General features: G+C 42.0%; 19 protein-coding genes. 1 reads left to right on the top strand and 18 read right to left on the bottom strand.

What is annotated here, in order from left to right:
• Position 1 precedes the first annotated feature (1 nt).
• From ACAM22_RS01210 to ACAM22_RS01175, 8 genes are all read right to left on the bottom strand, one after another.
• Positions 2 to 367 carry an Asp23/Gls24 family envelope stress response protein gene (locus ACAM22_RS01210; protein ID WP_000216437.1) on the bottom strand — a complete coding sequence of 122 codons (366 nt, stop codon included), beginning with the start codon at positions 365 to 367 and terminating at the stop codon, positions 2 to 4.
• A gap of 156 nt (positions 368 to 523) precedes the next feature.
• The gene (gene rpmB, locus ACAM22_RS01205; protein ID WP_001140948.1) at positions 524 to 712 is read right to left on the bottom strand and encodes a 50S ribosomal protein L28; all 189 of its coding nucleotides are present in this window, start codon (positions 710 to 712) and stop codon (positions 524 to 526) included.
• 109 nt (positions 713 to 821) lie between these two features.
• Positions 822 to 1,496: a hypothetical protein gene (locus ACAM22_RS01200; protein WP_369606827.1), complete on the bottom strand. Its 675-nt coding sequence runs from the start codon at positions 1,494 to 1,496 to the stop codon at positions 822 to 824.
• Between the two features lie 4 nt (positions 1,497 to 1,500).
• Positions 1,501 to 1,947, bottom strand: coding sequence for a LytTR family DNA-binding domain-containing protein (locus ACAM22_RS01195; protein WP_172931855.1), 447 nt, complete (start codon positions 1,945 to 1,947; stop codon positions 1,501 to 1,503).
• 113 nt (positions 1,948 to 2,060) lie between these two features.
• Positions 2,061 to 2,564, bottom strand: coding sequence for a phosphatase PAP2 family protein (locus ACAM22_RS01190; RefSeq protein WP_369606826.1), 504 nt, complete (start codon positions 2,562 to 2,564; stop codon positions 2,061 to 2,063).
• A gap of 95 nt (positions 2,565 to 2,659) precedes the next feature.
• A complete protein-coding gene (locus ACAM22_RS01185; RefSeq protein WP_369606825.1) occupies positions 2,660 to 4,420 on the bottom strand; it encodes an ABC transporter ATP-binding protein in 1,761 nt (586 codons plus the stop codon).
• The gene (locus ACAM22_RS01180; RefSeq protein WP_369606824.1) at positions 4,410 to 6,179 is read right to left on the bottom strand and encodes an ABC transporter ATP-binding protein; all 1,770 of its coding nucleotides are present in this window, start codon (positions 6,177 to 6,179) and stop codon (positions 4,410 to 4,412) included. The genes ACAM22_RS01185 and ACAM22_RS01180 overlap by 11 nt, the downstream gene beginning before the upstream one ends.
• Positions 6,154 to 6,624: a MarR family winged helix-turn-helix transcriptional regulator gene (locus ACAM22_RS01175; RefSeq protein WP_369606823.1), complete on the bottom strand. Its 471-nt coding sequence runs from the start codon at positions 6,622 to 6,624 to the stop codon at positions 6,154 to 6,156. Before ACAM22_RS01175 ends, ACAM22_RS01180 begins: the two co-directional genes overlap by 26 nt.
• 224 nt (positions 6,625 to 6,848) lie before the next feature.
• Between ACAM22_RS01175 and ACAM22_RS01170 the strand changes: the two genes are divergently transcribed.
• Positions 6,849 to 7,490, top strand: coding sequence for a DUF4190 domain-containing protein (locus tag ACAM22_RS01170; RefSeq protein ID WP_369606822.1), 642 nt, complete (start codon positions 6,849 to 6,851; stop codon positions 7,488 to 7,490).
• A 55-nt stretch (positions 7,491 to 7,545) separates the two neighbouring features.
• On the opposite strand, the gene ACAM22_RS01165 is transcribed toward ACAM22_RS01170, so the two are convergent.
• The 10 genes from ACAM22_RS01165 to rpoC all read right to left on the bottom strand — a co-directional run bounded on the left by ACAM22_RS01165 (position 7,546) and on the right by rpoC (position 19,633).
• Positions 7,546 to 8,262, bottom strand: a complete 717-nt coding sequence (locus ACAM22_RS01165; protein WP_261053480.1) for a YebC/PmpR family DNA-binding transcriptional regulator — start codon at positions 8,260 to 8,262, stop codon at positions 7,546 to 7,548.
• Positions 8,263 to 8,358: 96 nt separating this feature from the next.
• On the bottom strand, positions 8,359 to 9,729 hold the full coding sequence (locus ACAM22_RS01160) for an MATE family efflux transporter (RefSeq protein ID WP_261053479.1): 1,371 nt from the start codon (positions 9,727 to 9,729) through the stop codon (positions 8,359 to 8,361).
• 115 nt (positions 9,730 to 9,844) lie between these two features.
• A complete protein-coding gene (gene recA, locus ACAM22_RS01155; protein WP_084890945.1) occupies positions 9,845 to 11,011 on the bottom strand; it encodes a recombinase RecA in 1,167 nt (388 codons plus the stop codon).
• Between the two features lie 54 nt (positions 11,012 to 11,065).
• Entirely contained in the window at positions 11,066 to 12,322 is a 1,257-nt protein-coding gene (locus ACAM22_RS01150; RefSeq protein ID WP_261053476.1) for a competence/damage-inducible protein A, read from the bottom strand.
• An 86-nt stretch (positions 12,323 to 12,408) separates the two neighbouring features.
• Positions 12,409 to 13,425, bottom strand: coding sequence for an LCP family protein (locus tag ACAM22_RS01145; RefSeq protein WP_261053475.1), 1,017 nt, complete (start codon positions 13,423 to 13,425; stop codon positions 12,409 to 12,411).
• A gap of 7 nt (positions 13,426 to 13,432) precedes the next feature.
• Positions 13,433 to 13,951 (bottom strand): GNAT family N-acetyltransferase, encoded by a 519-nt coding sequence (locus ACAM22_RS01140; RefSeq protein WP_261053474.1) that lies wholly within the window; start codon positions 13,949 to 13,951, stop codon positions 13,433 to 13,435.
• A complete protein-coding gene (tsaE, locus tag ACAM22_RS01135) occupies positions 13,941 to 14,384 on the bottom strand; it encodes a tRNA (adenosine(37)-N6)-threonylcarbamoyltransferase complex ATPase subunit type 1 TsaE (protein ID WP_261053473.1) in 444 nt (147 codons plus the stop codon). The genes ACAM22_RS01140 and tsaE overlap by 11 nt, the downstream gene beginning before the upstream one ends.
• 84 nt (positions 14,385 to 14,468) lie before the next feature.
• Positions 14,469 to 15,089, bottom strand: coding sequence for a hypothetical protein (locus ACAM22_RS01130; RefSeq protein ID WP_049520987.1), 621 nt, complete (start codon positions 15,087 to 15,089; stop codon positions 14,469 to 14,471).
• A gap of 345 nt (positions 15,090 to 15,434) precedes the next feature.
• Positions 15,435 to 15,848, bottom strand: a complete 414-nt coding sequence (gene ndk / locus ACAM22_RS01125; protein ID WP_261053461.1) for a nucleoside-diphosphate kinase — start codon at positions 15,846 to 15,848, stop codon at positions 15,435 to 15,437.
• A 107-nt stretch (positions 15,849 to 15,955) separates the two neighbouring features.
• The gene (gene rpoC, locus ACAM22_RS01120; protein WP_000228746.1) at positions 15,956 to 19,633 is read right to left on the bottom strand and encodes a DNA-directed RNA polymerase subunit beta'; all 3,678 of its coding nucleotides are present in this window, start codon (positions 19,631 to 19,633) and stop codon (positions 15,956 to 15,958) included.
• Positions 19,634 to 19,658: the final 25 nt, after the last annotated feature.

The following is a 19,658-nucleotide window of genomic DNA, read 5'->3' as shown; positions in this document are numbered from 1 at the left end:
GTTATTCTCCTACAACTTTGATATTTTGAATGTAGACATTTACAGTCTGAGCAGTAATTCCAAGTTGGTTTTCCAAACTAAAACGAACACGCTCTTGAATGTTTTTTGACACTTCGCTAATCTTTGTTCCGTAGCTCAACACGGTATATACATCAACTGCAATACTGCCATCTTCGGCCGCCTTTACGACGACACCTTTGGAATAATTTTCCTTACCTAGAAGGGCTTGGAAATTATCTTTGAGGGCATTTTTACTAGCCATACCGACCACACCAAAAATTTCAGTTGCTGCTCCACCTACGACGGTTGCAATCACTTCATCTGTTAGTTCGATTTGACCATCTTTTGTATTAATTTTTACAGTCATCCTTTTTACCTCAACTAGTTGATACTCTATTTTATCATATTTCAGCCCAAGTGTAAAAGCAGAATACTGTATCAGCGGATATTTACTCCGTTTTTCAAATGATTTTATACCCACAATAAAAGAAAAAAGACCCTAAGGTCTCCTTTGCTTTTATTATTAAACGCGTTCAACTTTACCTGATTTCAAAGCACGAGCTGAAGCCCAAACTTTTTTAGGTTTACCATCGATAAGAACAGTAACTTTTTGAAGGTTTGGTTTTACGGCACGTTTTGTTTGGTTCATCGCGTGTGAACGGTTGTTTCCTGATACAGTCTTACGACCTGTAAAGTAACATACTTTAGCCATTGTGTTTTCCTCCTATTAGATCTAATATAGCGGATGTGCTAGCACCACATACCGTACTATGTTATCACACTTTCTCTTTTTTTGCAAGGGAATTGGAAGATTTATTTTTTTATTTAACGTAGACCACACCCAACTTCCCAAAAGCCACATCTCCACGGATAATCAAGGTTTTACTGGTTGGAGCTAGAGAAGTATCTGCCTTGGCTACACCACAGAAAGTTTCCACCTTCAAATCAACTCTCCAATGTTGGGGAACATAGATAACTGCATTGCCAAAACCAACTTCCACTTTCAGGGTTGCGCTATCTCCTAAAATTTCTGCATTGTCATAATATATCTTGGCATTGCCAAAACCAACTTCTACTTGGTCTTCTACCAATTCTTGGTTTTGCTTGTAGAAAGTCCCCGTCCCAAAAGCGACTTCCTTGTCTATAAAAATGGTTTTTTCACCATCATACCACCATTTTTTCCCATTCCAAGTTCTGTTAGAATGAGTGAGTGCGCTGACACCCATTACGATTAAAATACTAGCCCAGAACAATGACTGATTTGGAATCGGTAAAATATCATAAAAGTGGTTGGCAATTAGTAAGGCTACTAAAGCTGTAAAAGAGGCTGAAGTTAAGTGGCGACGCAACAAAGCTCCAACTGATTGGTAGGCAAAAAAAGCAATACCAATCAAGGGCCAAATTTGCCCTCCAAGAGAAGGGATTCCAAAATTCCCCTGCAATAATACTAAAGCCGCCAAAACAAGCAACACAATACCAAATGCTTTCTTTTTCATCTTATTACCTCATGTTTCTTAGATTTTCTTTTAGGAGGGATTGGTAATGTCGTGAGACATGAACCTCCTTGTGGGTTTGATAAAAGGAAATGGTGCCCGTTCCTGAAAAGGACTTGTCCACCGAATAAATCTGACGGATATTTGCGATCGTTGACTTGGATACTCGACTGAAATAGCGAGGAAGGATAGCCTCTAACTCATAGAGTTTAAGCCGAACCTCGTAGGCATCTTTCTGGGTATGGGCATAAATCTTGCTACCTTCCGTCTCAAAGAAGAGAATTTCCGACAAGTCCAGATAATATTCACCCGTCCCCTTGTAAAAAATCAACCTAGGAGACTTGGATTCTTGCAAGAGCCGCTGTAAATCCGCAATCTCATCTGTCAAAGCCGCTGCCTTGATGATAATTTCAGTTTCCTCTAAATTGCTGTCAATTTCGATTCGTAACTTCATTCCATCTCCTTTCTGACTCTACTATATCAAAGCCAAAATAAGAAAACAAGAGCAAAAAAGCAAGTGGTTGCTTTAGACCCGTAAGTGGTTCTAGGATCAGCTTAACATACAGGTCAAAATAGAAAGAAAATCACACCCCACGCAAGACCACAAATATAACCAACCACTACATCCTTGGGGTAGTGTACACCCCCTAAGACTCTCACTGCACCGAGAAAAGCTGAAAAGACCAACAAGATAACCCCTAGAGATAAACTAGCATGAAAGCAAGCCATGGAAATAATGGTTGCTGAAAAGACATGTCGACTGGGCATAGACTGACCAGGACTATCTCTGTCAAGCAAGGGTTTAATAGTCCATTCCTCATAAGGCCTAGGAGCATTGATTTTCTTACGAAGAAGGGATAAAATCACAAAACCTGACGCAGGGATAAACACATAGATCAAGACCTGTTCCCCTAAGCCTTCTTGGAAATAGGTAGTGGCTAACAAGGTCAGATAAACTATAGGCATAACTACTGTCATAAACCGATTGAAAGTTCTTAACAACTTCAGAAGAATGGGCTTATTTTTAATGTTAGTAGCAATATGGTCATACCATTCTTGATAATTTTTCATATATTTTCTCATCACTTACTCAAATTTTGCTTATAGGGAAGCACTTGTCTTCTAGTATAGTGCAGAAAAAGAAGGCCGTCAAGCCTTCTTTTGGTTTATTCTTCTGCTTCATCTTCTGTAAACTGACTGTTGTAGAGGTCAGCGTAGAAGCCTGCTTGCGCCATTAGCTCCTCATGATTTCCTTGCTCGATGATATTGCCATCCTTCATAACAAGAATCAGGTCAGCATTGCGGATGGTTGACAAGCGGTGGGCGATGACAAAGGAAGTTCTACCTTCCATCAAACGGTCCATGGCTTTCTGAATCAATTCCTCCGTCCGTGTATCAACCGAAGAGGTCGCCTCATCTAGGATTAGGAGTGGCGCATCTTTCAACAAAGCACGAGCGATGGTCAAGAGTTGTTTTTGTCCGACAGACAAGGTCACTGTATCATCCAAGACGGTATCGTAACCATCTGGTAGGGTCATTATAAAGTGGTGAATCCCTACAGCCTTGCTGGCTTCAATCACGCGCTCATCACTAATATCCTTTTGGTTATAGATAAGATTGTCTCGGATAGTGCCTTCAAAGAGCCAGGTGTCCTGCAAGACCATTGAAAAGGCATCGTGTACTTCCGAACGCTTCATAGTCTTGGTATCCACGCCATCGATGCGGATACTTCCCTTATCAATCTCATAGAACTTCATCAAAAGATTGACAATGGTTGTCTTACCAGCCCCAGTCGGTCCGACAATGGCAACCTTTTGACCTGCATGAGCAATCGCAGAAAAGTCATGGATAATCGTTCGCTCTGGTGTGTAACCAAAGGAAACTCGATCAAAGACCACTTGACCTTTCATAGCGGTTAATTGTCTTTCTTTATGGGATTCATCTTCCATTTCCTCTTCACCTAAGAATTCGAAGACACGCCCCATGGCTGCGCTAGCTTGCTGAAGACTAGTAATCCCTTGAGCAATTTGGGAAAGGGGCTGAGAAAAGATACGAACGTAGGCCATAAAGGCAACGATAATCCCGATACTAATCTGCCCATTCAGAGCCAAGGCTGCACCAACGATAATCACCAAGGCATAGCTAAAGTTCCCAATAAACATCATAATCGGCATCATAATCCCTGAAATAAATTGAGATTTCCAGATACTATCATACAGACGATTGTTTAATTTCGCAAACTCTTCTTTTGTACTCTCGATGGCATTGTAACTGGTCACAACATTATGGCCAGAGTACATTTCTTCCACATAGCCATTGACAGCTGCCAAATCCTGTTGCTGACTCTTAAAGAATCCCTGTGATTTGCCCATAAAGACAGACACGAAAGCAAAACCAATGAGAGTTGAAACAACCGTCACCAAAGCTAAAATCCAGTTCATGCCAAACATGGTTACTAAGACCGCCATGACCAGTAAACTAGATGAAAGAACTGTTCCTAGACTTTGATTGAGGGACTGAGCTGCAGTGTCAACATCATTGGTTACACGAGACAAGGTATCCCCTTGAGAGTGTCCATCAAAATATCTCAATGGTAGGCGATTGATTTTATCTGCAATAGCTGTTCTCAAACGCTCTGAAAAACGTTGAATGGCTGATGTAAACAGAAAGGCCTGCAAATAATTTGATAAAAGTCCAATCACATAGATGACGGCTAAAAAACTACCAATAGCTGCAACCGCAGCGACATCCACACTTGTTTCCAGACCACTGGCAATGATATTAGTCATTTCCTTGATGCGGGTTGGGCCATAAACAGTAATGATATTGGATACGATTGTTGCTAGAAAGGCTATCAGAAGGGCAAACTGGAGACCTGCAAGATAGGGTTTACTTTGTTTCCAAAGAGACATTTTTTTATTTTCCATGTTCCAATTCCTCCTTCGATAGTTGTGAATAGGCAATTTCTTGGTAAACTTCGTTGGTAGCTAGAAGTTCCTTGTGGGTGCCTTGTCCCACGACTTTACCTTGATCCAAGACCAAAATCAAATCAGCATCCATAATCGTTGAAATACGCTGTGCGACGATAAGCTTGGTCATAGACTTGGTTTTCTCTGCTAGCTCTTGGCGTAGGACACGGTCTGTCTTGTAGTCCAAAGCTGAGAAGGAGTCATCAAAGATGAGGATTTCTGGCTTCCGAGCTAAGGCACGCGCAATTGCTAGACGCTGTCTTTGGCCGCCTGAGAAGTTGGTTCCTCCTTGGGCCACTTCTGACGCCAAGCCAGCTTCCTTGTCTTCGATAAAGTTCTTAGACTGGGCCAATTCCAAGGCTTGCCACATAGCCTGCTCACTAAGCGGTGTTTCTTGACTGTGTCCAAAGTCTAGATTGCCCTTGACATCACCTGAAAAGAGAACCGCTTTTTGAGGGATATAGCCAACCTTGTTGCGCAAGTCTTCCAAGTCATAGTCTTGAACATTGACACCATCCACCAGAATTTCTCCTGCTGATACATCGTAGAAACGTGGAATCAGATTGACTAGAGTTGATTTACCAGAACCCGTTGACCCTATAAAGGCCACTGTTTGACCAGCTTCTGCCTTGAAGCTAACATTCTCAATAACCGCCTCCGAATTTGCCGCATAGCGGAAGGTCACATCCTTAAACTCGACCTGACCTTTGAAGTTTTCATCAGCCTGTTGCACTTGAGCAGGATTTTGGATAGAGGAATGCAAATCTAGAACTTGATTAATCCGCTTAGCAGAAACCATGGTTCGAGGAAGAACGATGAAGAGCGCCCCCATGAGAAGGAAGCCCATAACAACCTGCATGGCATAAGACATGAAAACAACCATATCACTAAAGAGAGGCAGACGCGCCGTCGGAGTAGCATCGTTGATTACATAAGCCCCAATCCAGTAAATCGCCACACTCAAACCACTTGAAATCCCCATCATGATAGGATTTAAAATGGCCATAAGACGGTTAACAAACAAATTCAAGCGTGTCAGCTCATCATTTGCTGCAGCAAATTTTTCATTTTGGTAATCCTCTGCATTGTAGGCGCGAACGACACGAATACCTGTTAAACTTTCACGAGTGATACTGTTCAGTTTATCTGTCAGCCCCTGAATCAAGGACTGTTTTGGAAAGGCTAGCGTCACCAAAACGATCGTCATCAAAACGTTGACAATCACTGCCACAAGAACGGCCCAGAGCCAGTATTCTGAATGGCCTAAAATCTTCCCGATGGCCCAGATAGCCATAATCGGACCACGCGTAACCACTTGCAAGCCCATGGTAATCAACATCTGAACCTGAGTAATATCATTGGTGGTACGAGTTAAGAGACTAGGGATAGAGAATTTCTTAATCTCTGTCTGCGAGTAGTCTAAAACTCGGTTAAAAATATCACTTCTTAGCCTACTAGTATAAGAAGCAGCCACTCTAGACGCAAAAAATCCAACTGCAACTGCGGACAAGAAGGCCAGAAAGGACATTCCCACCATCATGCTTGCTGGCTGCCATAACTCATCTAAGTTGCTACCCTGAGTTCCTAGTAAATCCGTAATTTTCGAGATATAGGTCGGCACTTCCAACTCTAGATAAACTTGAAAGCAGGTAAAGAGAATGGCTAGTAAAACAATCCCCCATTCTTTTCCACTAATTCGTTTTGCTAATTTCTTCATTATCTCCTCCTATTCCCTTGATATTTTCCTGTAGTTGACTGAGGACTTTCTCAAAGATCAGTAATTCATCTTCATCTACGTCTTCTATCAACTGCTTGTCAATGCGCTCAAAGAAGGCCTTAACCTGCTGCATTTGAGAGCGCGATTTGTCCGTCAGACGAACAAACTTAGCCCGCTTATCGACAGGACTCGCCTCCAATTCCACCAAATCATTTTGCACCATACGCTTGACCAGGTTACTCGCCACAGACTTGGTAATATTGAGTTCCTGCTCGATATCTTTAATCAAGACCAAGTCTTGGTTTTTCTCACGATTATCTAAAAAACGCATAACCTGACCTTGAGGTCCACCCATAAATTCAATACCACAACGTTTGGCTTCCTTTTGCACCATCAGGTGAATTTGATGACCAAAACGCTTAAAGACTAACATCGGTTTATCCATACTAACTCCTTTCTAACCATTGCATTTAGTTCTCCTGGGAACTAAATAAGTTTTCATGAGAACTATTTTATCATTTTCAGAAAAGATGTCAAGAAAAAAGTTTCCAAGAGAACTATCTTAGTTTAAATTGACATTAGGCAATATTTTTTATATAATAAGCACTCACTACTGTGGGTAGAAATCCATTCACTTAATGAGGAGAGAAAACTTTCAAATGAAACCAAATGAAACCAGAAGAACAAAGAGTTTTAGGAATCTTAGCAACCATTTTTGGAGCCATCGGACTTTTAGGATCCTGGATCCCGTTTATTAACTATCTATCGTTGTTCATCGCCATCGTCGCATTTATCTTGGGGATTATCGGCCTTATCGTCAACCTCAAAAAACGGAAAACAATGGCTATTATCGGAACATCCCTGGCAGTTGCCTCTGTTGTACTTTTCTTTACGAGTCAGGCACTATACGCTGATGTCTACAAAGAGTATGCCAAGGAGTTTAACCGTTCCTACAGAGATACGAGTGCATCAATGGAACGCGAAGAAAAAAGCGGCTTGACAGACGATACCTTCGCCTGGACCCAAGAACAGTTCGACGTCTTAATCGAAGGTGACCTTGAAAACAAAGGAAAAGGTGGTACCAACTACGAGGATATTATCAACAAACACGGAAAGCCAGATTCCGAGTTTGACTTCACTCTTGGGGGTTACGATACGAAAAAAATCTCCTATATCTCTATTGGAGACAAGATTAAGACTGTTACCTTAACTTTTGCAAAACAGGACAATGGAGAACTCTTGCTCGTCCAAAAACATGCAGTCGGTCTAGGTCTAGAAAAAAGCAAGCAACAAAACGATTCTGAAACCTGAGTCTAAGTTCAAATATCAAAAAAACGAACAGCTAGTAAAACTGTTCGTTTTTCTATTAGAATCCGTCTACGTTTGTGTAGATCTTTTGTACGTCTTCGTCGTCTTCAAGAACGCTGTAAAGTTTTTCAAAAGTTTCAAGGTCATCGCCTGACAATTCCACTTCTGACTGAGGAATCATTTCCAATTCAGTCACTTGGAATTCTTGGATACCTGATTCACGCAAAGCAACGATAGCCTTATGAAGGTCAGTTGGAGTTGTGTAAACTGTGATTGTACCTTCTTCTGCTTCTACATCGTCCACATCCACATCTGCTTCTAGCAATTGCTCAAAGACTGCGTCCGCATCTTCACCAGCAAATACGATAACACCCTTGTTGTCAAATAGGTATGAAACCGAACCTGAGGCACCCATGTTTCCGCCATTTTTACCAAAAGCTGCACGGACATTAGCCGCTGTACGGTTAACGTTTGAAGTTAAAGTATCAACAATCAGCATAGAACCATTTGGTCCAAAACCTTCGTAACGTCCTTCTGTAAAGGTTTCATCTGTGTTTCCTTTTGCTTTATCAATCGCTTTATCGATAACGTGTTTTGGCACTTGGGCTTGTTTAGCACGGTCGATAACGAATTTCAAAGCAGTGTTCGATTCTGGGTCTGGATCACCTTTTTTAGCTGCTACATAGATTTCTACACCAAATTTTGCATATACTTTAGAGTTAGCTCCATCTTTAGCCGTTTTCTTGGCTACGATATTGGCCCATTTACGTCCCATTAGGAATCTCCTTTTTTCACATTTTAATCTTTCTTATTATAACACAAGTTTTTTCGATTTTCACTAGAGGAAATGGATTTTATTTAGCAAATCAAGCTAGGATGGTACTTTTGTTGCCAAGATTTCCTTGCCTTCTTTTATCAAGGGGTGACGGAACAGTGAGAAGTACAGCTGAATGGTCATGGCAACCCAGATAAGGGGTTCACAAAGGATAACACCCTTATAGCCTGCCCAAGGGATAATCAAGACCACAAAAGTGATTTTCCCGATTAGTTCGATAAAGCTAGAAACCAGAGGAAGGATTTTTTGCCCCAAGCCCTGCAAACAATTGCGATAAATCAACAAGAGGCTCAAAATTGTATAAAAGGCTGAGCTGATTTGCAGATAGAGACTTCCATTTTCTACCAAGTAGCTATCCGTCGAACTAGCCAAGAAGGAAACCAAGGCAGGACTGGCAAAAAAGAGAAAGACACAAACAAAAACTGCCCAGGATATACTTAAACGACTGCCGATTCGAAGTCCTTGAACAATCCGGTCTGGGCGCTTAGCTCCTAGATTCTGAGAAGCAAAGGTCGTCATTGATGCAGAAATAGCGGTCATAGGAAGAAGGGCGAAGGCCATAATGCGTCGAGCCGCCGTCTGGGCGCTAATAATTACTGCACCAAAGGTATTAACTGAAGACTGTAAAATCACACTGCCGATGGACACAATTGAACTCATCAAACCCATAGCCAAACCTTGCTCCAAGAGATCCGCGTACAAGGCCTTATCCCATTTGAAATGCTTGAGTTGAGGCAAAAGTTCTGGCACACTCTTGCGGATATAATAAAAGCAAAGAACCGCTGATAAGCCTTGCGAAATGATGGTAGCAAGTCCCGCAGATTGAACTCCCAGTTGCAGTTGCGTAATAAAATAGAGATCCAGAACCACATTGACAAGAGCAGAGAAAATCAAAAAACCAAGCGCAGCCAGACTGTCCCCAATAGACCGCAACAAGCCTGCAAAAAGATTATAAGCAAAGCTGACACCAACACAGGTCACAATCATAGAAATATATTGATAGGATTGAGGGAGGATTTCAGCAGGGGTATCTAGGTACTGTAAAAGAGGATACAAACCAAGAAATCCCAGCAACATAACCACAATACTCAAAAGAGCGCCTAAAATCCAGGTAGCTGCTACCGCTTCTTTAATTTTAGTGAAATTCCGAGCCCCATAATAGCGAGCAATGACAATCCCCATCCCATTGCCAACACCAAGAGTAAAACCTACAATCAGGTCAAAAATGGCCGTTGTAGCCCCTACTGCCGCCAAGGATTCTTGACCAAGAAAACGCCCAACAATCAAGACATCAGCAGTGTTATAGAGTTGTTGAAAAATATTGGACAGCAGGATTGGAAAGGCGAAGCTTAAGAGCGAGGGAAGAATTGGACCATGAATCAAGTCTACTGTTCGTTTTTTATTCATAAGGCTATTATATCAGCTTTCTAGAGGAGCGACAAGAAACAGCAAACTATGCGTGAGCTAAAAACCAGAACAAGGCAACAAAAAAGTAGCGGATGTTCTCCACTACTTTGACAGCTTATTCTTCAATTTCGATTTCAAGTTCATCGCCTAGATCAAGTGTGACTTCTTCATTCACAGAGTCTGCTTGAACTGCTTCATCTTTTTTAGTTTCAACACCTTCTACAGAAGCTTCTTCTCCATCAACCAAACCAAATTGAACACGGACTTGATGGTCAATTTCATCAAAGATTTCTGGGTGATCTGCCAAGTATTTCTTAGCATTTTCAGAACCTTGCCCGATTTTCTCATCCTTGTAAGAGTACCAAGCTCCTGCTTTTTTGATGATATCCAAATCGCTTGCGATTTTCAAAAGCTCACCAGTCTTAGAAATCCCTTCTCCGTACATGATTTCAACGAAAGCTTCCTTAAATGGTGGAGCCACCTTGTTTTTCACGACCTTGATTTTAGTTTCCTTACCGACATTGGTATCTTTTTGGTCACCAGTTCCCTTGATTTGTGTACTTCCACGAACATCCAAACGGACTGATGCGTAGAATTTCAGAGCACGTCCACCAGGAGTTGTTTCTGGATTTCCAAACATGACCCCAACCTTTTCACGCAATTGGTTGATAAAGATGGCAATAGTTTTTGTTTTATTGATAGAAGCACCGAGCTTACGCATGGCCTGGCTCATCATACGAGCCTGCAAACCAACGTGGCTATCACCGATATCTCCATCAATTTCCGCACGAGGTACAAGGGCCGCAACTGAGTCGACCACGACAAGGTCTACAGCACCTGAGTCAATCAATTTTCCTGCAATCTCAAGACCTTGCTCTCCTGAGTCTGGTTGAGACAAGAGCAATTCGTCAATGTTGACACCAAGAGCCGCAGCATAAGCTGGATCGAGGGCATGCTCCGCATCGATAAAGGCTGCAATACCACCTTCTTTTTGCGCTTGCGCAACTGCATGAAGGGCAACCGTTGTCTTACCAGATGACTCTGGCCCATAGATTTCGATGATACGCCCCTTAGGATAACCACCTGAACCAAGGGCAATGTCAAGGGCCAAAGAACCTGAACTCATCACTTGCACCTTTTGCTCGGCACGTTCACCCAAACGCATGATTGATCCTTTACCAAAGTCTTTCTCAATCAATTTAAGAGCATCATTCAAGGCTTTTTCACGTTCTGCCCCGAATTTTTTTGAAATTTCATCTAATTTTTTTGGTTTTTTCGCCATTCTATTCTCCTACATTCTAATGGTCCTCAGACCTATCTACTATTATATCAAAAGTTAGTCACTTAATAAAGCCTTGCGAACTAGGTTAAAGGCATGCATAACCGCAATGTGACGTACATCCGCTCGACTTCTGCCTCCAATATTGACCTTGATGACCTCAGTTCCATGCTCTTGAGCCAAGCCTATGAAGACTGTCCCAGCTGGGTGCCCTTCTAGGCTATCTGGTCCTGCCACTCCAGTCAAACTAAGGCCAAAATCAGACTGGGTCTTGCTTCGTGCCTGCTCAGCCATCTTTTGAGCTGTAAATTCAGACACTACACCATGTTCTTCCAAATCCTTGACAGGAATATCCAACATCTTTGATTTTTCCTCCAAGCTATAGGTCACAAAACCACCCTTAAATATACTTGAAGCTCCAGAAAAATCCGCCACGGTAGCTTGGAAAAGACCTGCCGTCAAGCTTTCTGCAGCTGTGATAGTTTTCCCTTGCCTTTTCAGTTCTTCTACCACAATGCTGGCTAAACTAGTTTCTTCCCCATACCCATAACAAAGCTCTCGTAAAGAAAGGCCTTCAAAAGTCTGGCGATTCAAGATTTGATTCTCCAAGATATTCAGCACTCGATTAGCCTCTTCTTGACTGCTAGCTTTTGTTGACAAGCGCAGTGTTACCTCTCCTGTCTTTGCATAAGGCGCCAAGGTCGGATCTGTTTGATTCTCAATCAAATCAGCCAAAATCGTCACCAGCTGACTTTCGCCAATTCCAAAGAAACGAAGAACTCGGGAATACAGCTTGCTCCCTGTCATCAACTTAGGTAGAAGTTGGTTTAAGACCATAGGTTTCAATTCACTTGGTGGACCTGGAAGGACGACGTAGGTCACTCCATTGACTTCCAACATTCCTCCCACAGCCAGCCCTGTTTCGTTTGGCAGTGGAGTCGCTCCTTCTACAATCTGAGCTTGTCTTTCGTTATTCGGTGTTCGGGCATAGTCTGGTCTCTGGGCAAAAAAGACATCCAACTTATCCTGAGTCTGAGAATCAAAGACTAATTTTTTCCCTAAGAATTTAGCTAGGGTTTGTTTAGTCAAATCGTCCTCAGTTGGCCCCAAACCACCTGTCAAAATCACCAGATTACTACGTTGACTGGCAATCTCAAGCAGGGATAAGAGACGAGTTTCATTGTCTCCTACAGCCGTCTGAAAATATACGTCTACTCCAATCTCTGCCAGTTTTTCCGACAAAAACTGAGCATTAGTATTGACAATCTGTCCAGTCAAAATCTCTGTTCCAACAGCAATGATTTCTGCTTTCATGTTTCCTCCTACCTATCTATTCGTATTTTTTTGAAAAAATCGCAGGAAATTTCCCACGATTGATTTTTTTATTTATATCAAGAAAATTAATTATCTTCGTCACCAACAGGTGCTCGTCCAAATAAATCTTCAAATAAGACAACATTTGTTTCAAGCTGAGTAATCTCTTCTTGTCCTAAAGAACGTCTCAAAAGATTCTGCATTTCCAACATATGGTTTCTCGTAACAATTTGATAAGAAACGCCTTGTAGCATCTCCCCTTCACCCTTCAACTGTTGTGTTTCAATGGTTTTAAATGAATCTTTGTAGCCCAACAAGCTTGGAATACTTTTCGCAGATAAATCAATATTAGTCTGCATATTAGTACTTAGGGCTTTTAAGATAGACTGATAGTGACTAACACTATTCAAGCTAAGAACTTTTTCAACAACTTTTTGAATGACTTCACGCTGACGCTTTTGACGACCGTAGTCTCCTTCTGGGTCTTGATAACGCATGCGTGAATAAACAAGCGCTTCTTCTCCATTTATTGTCTGCTCTCCAACACCGATAGAAATGGTGTTAAATTCTTCTTGGTCACTGATAGAGATCGGGAAACCTAGTGTATTATTGACCGTAATTCCACCCACTGCATCGACTAATTGTTGCAATCCTTGCATATTAACCATAATGTAGCGATCGATATGGATATTCATCATCTTTTGAATTGTTTCTATAGCAAGTTCTGCACCGCCACCAGCATAGGCAGCGTTTAACTTCGCTTCTTCAATACTACCATCTTTATGTTGAATTTTAGTCAGGATATCACGCTCCAAACTCAGCATCATGGTCTTCTTAGTATGTGGATTGACAGTCAAGAGAATCATGGAATCACTATTTCCAGCCCACTGATCTGTACGCTCTACATTCCCAGTATCAACCCCCATTAACAGAATGGTCAAAGGTTCTGTTGCTTCAATAACCTTGGTTTCTTCTCCGATTTTTTTATAGGTCTTTGATAAGGTTTGTGTGCCTTGCTGATAAATAGTATACGCAAAAACACCGACACCTAAAACTGTCACAGCTAGAAAAGCTAATACCATTCCAATAATTTTTTTAACCATATTTCTACTAATCTATCAGTTTACCCATCAAGTAAACATCGATAAATTCCCCTTCTTCTATATATGCCCCACGCTCTTGGCGACCTTCGATTATAAAGCCATGCTTTTGATAAAGATGGATTGCTGCTTGATTACGAGTTTGGACAGTCAGCTGGAGACGACGCAGAACGCCACTAGCCTGTGCCCATTCTATCGCTTCTTCTAGCAACAAACTTCCCAAGCCATTATTCCAATATCTTTTTCCAATCACAATGAAGAGATCTCCAATATGACGGACTCTCTTGCGCTGGTCAGCTGTAATATTTACAATACCAGCAATTTTATCATTTAAAAATGCAAGTAAGGTTATCTGATTGTCCGAACTAGCCTGCTTGTTGAGGAATATTTCCATCTCCTCACTGGTCAAGAGAATACCATCTCCGTCTAGGCTGGTAAAGTCTGTCTCCAAACTCACACGATTTAAAAAGGCCACTAATTCAGCTGCATCTTTAGGCTCCGCTTCCCTGATGAGCAATTCATACTCCATGTTGAAGCTCCTCTAACAATTTCTCAGCACGCAATCCCTTTGCCTGAAAATTTAAACGGCGTCCATCTGCTTCTTTTAGAATTTCCAATTCTAAATAAGTATCTGGTAAAGCATCACCTAAAAGATGCCCCCACTCAATAACAGTCACGCCTCCACCAAAGAGAAATTCATCCAAATCAATGGAATCCGCATCTCCCTCAATACGATAAACATCTAAATGGTAAAGCGGAAGACGCCCCTCATATTCTCTCACAATAGTATAGGTTGGACTTTTAATCATCTGAGAAATCTGTAAGCCTTTTGCAAGTCCTTTAGTAAAGGTCGTTTTACCTGCGCCCAGTTCTCCAGTTAAGATTAAAACATCATTCTTTTCTAATAGATGACCTAAACGCTCCCCTAAGGCTTGCAGTTCTTCTTCATTTTTTGTGTACATATTCTTATTATACCAAAAACTTTTCTTTTGTGTCTATTTTCCTGCTAAACTTACCATCATAACATCCATAAAAACAAGCTTTCTCTAAAAGAAAATGAGCGTAGCAATGACCAATACAAGATCTCGGAAAATATGACCATAAAAGGAAACTTCCTTCTTAACCGAATTTGGGACAAGATAGGCTGCAAAAAACAAACCCAGTCCAATATACATCAGAAGTGAGACAATAGTCATTGGATTTCTTAAGAAGAGAAGTGTTGCTAAAATAGTCACTAACACTGTCTTTTTTCTGTCTAGCATAGCAAGCAAATCGCGCATGTATTTTTTCAAGGGTAAAAAAATCAGCAAATCTAGTCCAAATAGGAAAAAGAAGGATGGCAATAAAAAGTCAACTAATTCTTGCTGCAACGTATTTTTGATGAACAAGTTGTCTGACAAAACAAGGACAGCTCCTAACAAATTAATTAAGAGCAGGATACTGTAAAAAAGCTTCACTGACTGCTTACTGGCTAGGACACTATGGACTTCTTGCTTACGGGTATAAAGATAATTTACTCCAGCACAGATTCCTGAAACGAAGACCATACTTCCGATGAAAAAAGCTGTACTTTGTTTAAAGGACAAGATGCATTCTTTCCATAGGAAACAGCTACTCAAACTGATTTGAATTAAAGCTAACAAAAATAAGATTCTCATTGATTTCATCTTTTCTCTCCCTTCCTACCAATCATTATACTAGGAGAAAAGAGAGAACTGTTTCTAATCTTCTCAAATGTCTTTTTAAGACGCTAAACAAACATGAGAGACTAATACTCAATGAAAATCAAAGAGCAAACTAGGAAGCTAGCCGCAGGTTACTCAAAACACTGTTTTTAAGTTGGAGATAGAACTGACGTGATTTGAAGAGATTTTGGAAGAATATAAATTTGAAATCAAAAAAGCACAATATCACAGACTAAATAGTTTGATATCATGCGTCATGTCTTAAACTAATTGACTATACTTTCTATTCAAATGAGCTTTTAACCAATTGATTGAGCCAATCCACTCTTAAAACCAAAGAGCAATTTCTCGCTTAGCTGACTCTTCTGAATCTGAACCATGTACAATATTTTGAATAGCTTGGTTTTCACCAGCCGCTTTTGCAAAATCACCTCGAACAGTCCCTGGTAAAGCTTCTTCTGGACGAGTAGCACCCATCATAGTCCGCCAAGTTTCGATTACTTTAGGACCAGAAATGACACCCACAAGAACTGGGCCTGAAGTCATGAATTCACGAATCGGTGGGTAAAAACTTTGACCAACCAAGTCCTGATAGTGCTGGTCAATCAGCTCTTCTGAAATCTTTGTACGCAACTCCAATTTTTCGATTGTAAACCCACGTTGTTCGATGCGTTTCAACACTTCACCAACTAGCCCTCTTTTTACACCATCTGGTTTAATGATAAAGAATGTTTGTTCCATACCCGTCTCCTTTGTCAGCTTCTTTCTTTTATTTTACCACATTTCATGGAAAAAGGGAGAAAGTTTTCAGAAAAGAGAAAGAGAACCCTAAGGCTCTCTCATTTCTTTTATTCCACTGTTTCTTCCACAGTTTCAACGGCAGTATCCACAACTACTTCTGTTGTTTCTTCATTTCCTTCTTCCTCTACTGGAGGGTTAAGGTATTCTTCTTCGTTGATAGCATGTGGTTCAAGGTTACGGTAACGGGCCATACCAGTACCTGCTGGGATGATCTTACCGATGATAACATTTTCCTTGAGTCCAAGGAGATGGTCTTTCTTACCACGGATAGCTGCGTCAGTAAGGACACGAGTTGTTTCCTGGAAGGAAGCTGCTGACAAGAAACTGTTGGTTTCAAGTGAGGCTTTGGTAATTCCCATAAGGACTGGTCGACCAGTCGCTGGAACTCCACCTGCGATAAGGACATCTTTGTTAGCATCTGTAAAGTCATTGATATCCATGAGAGTCCCCATAAGAAGATCTGTGTCACCTGGATCCATGACACGGACTTTACGGATCATTTGACGAACCATTACCTCGATGTGTTTGTCACCGATTTCTACCCCTTGGCTACGGTAAACTTTTTGTACTTCACCGAGAAGGTAAGTTTCAACTGACAAGACATCACGAACTGCAAGGAGACGTTTTGGTTGGATAGAACCTTCTGTAAGAGCAGCACCACGCGCTACTTGGTCTCCAACTTCGACACGCATACGAGCTGTAAATGGTACGACGTATTCACCTTCGCCAGTTTCGCCCTTAACAAAGACTTTCTTAGTACGAGTTGAGGCATCTTCTTCGATAGCAGTAACTTGTCCTTTAACCTCTGTGATAACCGCTTCCCCTTTAGGATTGCGGGCTTCAAAGATTTCTTGGACACGAGGAAGACCCTGAGTGATATCGGTATTTGAGGCAACCCCACCCGTGTGGAAGGTACGCATTGTAAGCTGTGTACCAGGTTCCCCGATAGATTGAGCAGCGATTGTACCAACTGCTTCACCAACTTCAACCGCATCACCAGTCGCCAAGTTGATACCGTAACAGTGACGGCAGACACCGTGACGAGTGTTACATGTAAATACAGAGCGGATAGTCACTTCTTCCACACCAGCATTCACAATTTCACGCGCCTTGTCTTCTGTAATCAACTCATTTGGACCAATGATAACTGCACCAGTTTCTGGATGTTTAACAGTTTTCTTAGTGTAACGACCGTTGAGACGTTCTTCAAGAGACTCGATCATCTCTTTTCCTTCTGCGATAGAGCGAATCAAGAGACCACGGTCTGTTCCACAGTCGTCCTCACGGATGATAACGTCTTGGGCAACGTCAACCAAACGACGAGTCAAGTAACCTGAGTCGGCTGTCTTAAGGGCCGTATCGGTCATACCTTTACGCGCACCGTGAGTTGAGAAGAACATTTCGAGTACTGACAAACCTTCACGGAAGTTTGAAAGGATTGGCAATTCCATGATACGTCCGTTCGGAGCAGCCATCAGACCACGCATACCGGCAAGCTGTGAGAAGTTTGAGATGTTACCACGGGCTCCAGAGTCCATCATCATAACGATTGGGTTCTTAGGATCTTGGTTGGCAATCAAACGTTTCTCTAGTTTTTCACGGGCAGCACGCCATTCAGCTGTAACAGCATTATAACGCTCATCGTCTGTGATCATACCACGACGGAATTGTTTTGTGATTTGTTCTACACGTTTATGCGATTCTTCAATGATTTCAGCCTTGTCATCAACAACTGGAATATCGGCAATACCTACTGTCAATCCTGCAAGAGTTGAGTGGTGGTAACCGAGATTCTTCATGCGGTCAAGTAGGGCAGAAGTTTCTGTAGTACGGAAACGTTTGAAGATTTCAGCAATGATATTTCCAAGATTTTTCTTCTTGAATGGAGGGTTAAGTTCAAGATTGCTGATTGCTTCCTTGATATCTCCACCAAGTGGCAAGAAGTATTTAGCTGGAACGCCTTCTGTCAGGTTAGCATTGTTTGGTTCTTGCAAGTATGGTAGCCCCTCTGGCATGATGTCGTTGAAGAGGATTTTACCAACTGTTGTAAGCAAGACTTTATGTTTTTGCTCTTCTGTCCAGGGTTTGTTGAGGCTGTCTGTTGCAATACCAACACGTGAGTGGAGGTGAACATAACCATTACGGTAAGCCATAACCGCTTCGTCACGGTCTTTGAAGACCATTCCTTCACCTTCACGACCAGCTTCTTCCATGGTCAAGTAGTAGTTACCCAAAACCATGTCCTGAGATGGAGTAACAACTGGTTTCCCATCTTTGGGGTTCAAGATGTGCTCAGCAGCCAGCATCAAGATACGAGCTTCTGCTTGAGCTTCTTCTGAAAGTGGTACGTGGATGGCCATTTGGTCCCCGTCAAAGTCGGCATTGTAGGCTTCACAGACAAGTGGGTGCAAGCGAAGAGCCTTACCATCAATCAAGACTGGCTCGAAGGCTTGGATACCCAAACGGTGAAGGGTAGGTGCGCGGTTCAAAAGTACTGGGTGTTCTTTAATCACTTCTTCAAGGATATCCCAGATACGCTCATCTCCGCGTTCCACCAAGCGTTTAGCCGCTTTGACGTTTTGCACGATATCACGGGCAACGATTTCACGCATCACGAATGGTTTAAAGAGCTCGATCGCCATTTCACGTGGCACACCACATTGGTACATCTTAAGAGTTGGGCCAACGGCGATAACGGAACGTCCTGAGAAGTCAACACGTTTACCGAGCAAGTTTTGACGGAAGCGTCCTTGTTTACCTTTAAGCATGTGACTCAATGATTTCAGTGGACGGCTACCTGGTCCTGTGATTGGACGACCACGACGACCATTGTCAATCAAAGCGTCAACCGCTTCTTGAAGCATACGCTTCTCATTTTGAACGATGATACCTGGTGCATTCAACTCAAGCAAACGAGCCAAACGGTTGTTACGGTTGATAACACGGCGGTAAAGGTCATTCAAGTCAGATGAAGCAAAACGACCACCATCCAACTGCAACATTGGACGAAGATCTGGTGGAATAACCGGAAGGATGTTGAGAATCATCCATTCAGGTTTATTTCCAGACTTGTAAAAGGCATCCAAAACATCCAAACGACGGATAGCTTTGACACGTTTTTGTCCAGTCGCTGTTTTCAACTCTTCTTTGAGTTCAGCAATTTCTTTTTCAAGATCTACTTGTTTCAAAAGGTCTTGGATGGCTTCGGCACCCATTTTGGCAACGAATGATCCATAACCATACTCACGCAAGCGCTCACGATATTCGCGCTCTGTCATGATAGACTTGTGCTCAAGTGGTGTATCCTTAGGATCAATCACCACATAAGCCGCAAAGTAGATAACTTCCTCGAGAGCACGAGGGCTCATATCAAGGGTCAAGCCCATACGGCTTGGAATCCCCTTGAAGTACCAGATATGAGATACAGGAGCTTTCAACTCGATGTGCCCCATGCGCTCACGACGAACTTTCGTACGCGTTACTTCAACCCCACAACGGTCACAAACAATCCCTCTGTAACGAATGCGTTTGTACTTACCACAAGCACATTCCCAGTCTTTTGTAGGACCAAAGATAACTTCATCAAAGAGTCCTTCACGTTCTGGTTTCAAGGTACGGTAATTGATTGTTTCAGGTTTTTTGACTTCTCCATAAGACCATGAACGGACTTTACTTGGAGAAGCTAGGGTGATTTGCATACTTTTAAAACGATTTACATCAACCACTATTTCTTCCCTTTCTATTCTAAGT

Source organism: Streptococcus sp. SN-1 (assembly GCF_041154385.1).
GTDB lineage: Bacteria > Bacillota > Bacilli > Lactobacillales > Streptococcaceae > Streptococcus > Streptococcus mitis_CT.
The sequence above is the reverse complement of the archived record's forward strand: the minus strand, read 5'-3'. Positions and strand labels throughout refer to the sequence as shown.

Bases quoted from the DNA above. Each gene is read 5' to 3' on its own strand.
- ACAM22_RS01210 (WP_000216437.1), bottom strand. From the start codon at position 367: ATGACTGTAAAAATTAATACAAAAGATGGTCAAATCGAACTAACAGAT.
- rpmB (WP_001140948.1), bottom strand. From the start codon at position 712: ATGGCTAAAGTATGTTACTTTACAGGTCGTAAGACTGTATCAGGAAAC.
- ACAM22_RS01200 (WP_369606827.1), bottom strand. From the start codon at position 1,496: ATGAAAAAGAAAGCATTTGGTATTGTGTTGCTTGTTTTGGCGGCTTTA.
- ACAM22_RS01195 (WP_172931855.1), bottom strand. From the start codon at position 1,947: ATGAAGTTACGAATCGAAATTGACAGCAATTTAGAGGAAACTGAAATT.
- ACAM22_RS01190 (WP_369606826.1), bottom strand. From the start codon at position 2,564: ATGAAAAATTATCAAGAATGGTATGACCATATTGCTACTAACATTAAA.
- ACAM22_RS01185 (WP_369606825.1), bottom strand. From the start codon at position 4,420: ATGGAAAATAAAAAAATGTCTCTTTGGAAACAAAGTAAACCCTATCTT.
- ACAM22_RS01180 (WP_369606824.1), bottom strand. From the start codon at position 6,179: ATGAAGAAATTAGCAAAACGAATTAGTGGAAAAGAATGGGGGATTGTT.
- ACAM22_RS01175 (WP_369606823.1), bottom strand. From the start codon at position 6,624: ATGGATAAACCGATGTTAGTCTTTAAGCGTTTTGGTCATCAAATTCAC.
- ACAM22_RS01170 (WP_369606822.1), top strand. From the start codon at position 6,849: ATGAAACCAGAAGAACAAAGAGTTTTAGGAATCTTAGCAACCATTTTT.
- ACAM22_RS01165 (WP_261053480.1), bottom strand. From the start codon at position 8,262: ATGGGACGTAAATGGGCCAATATCGTAGCCAAGAAAACGGCTAAAGAT.
- ACAM22_RS01160 (WP_261053479.1), bottom strand. From the start codon at position 9,729: ATGAATAAAAAACGAACAGTAGACTTGATTCATGGTCCAATTCTTCCC.
- recA (WP_084890945.1), bottom strand. From the start codon at position 11,011: ATGGCGAAAAAACCAAAAAAATTAGATGAAATTTCAAAAAAATTCGGG.
- ACAM22_RS01150 (WP_261053476.1), bottom strand. From the start codon at position 12,322: ATGAAAGCAGAAATCATTGCTGTTGGAACAGAGATTTTGACTGGACAG.
- ACAM22_RS01145 (WP_261053475.1), bottom strand. From the start codon at position 13,425: ATGGTTAAAAAAATTATTGGAATGGTATTAGCTTTTCTAGCTGTGACA.
- ACAM22_RS01140 (WP_261053474.1), bottom strand. From the start codon at position 13,951: ATGGAGTATGAATTGCTCATCAGGGAAGCGGAGCCTAAAGATGCAGCT.
- tsaE (WP_261053473.1), bottom strand. From the start codon at position 14,384: ATGTACACAAAAAATGAAGAAGAACTGCAAGCCTTAGGGGAGCGTTTA.
- ACAM22_RS01130 (WP_049520987.1), bottom strand. From the start codon at position 15,089: ATGAAATCAATGAGAATCTTATTTTTGTTAGCTTTAATTCAAATCAGT.
- ndk (WP_261053461.1), bottom strand. From the start codon at position 15,848: ATGGAACAAACATTCTTTATCATTAAACCAGATGGTGTAAAAAGAGGG.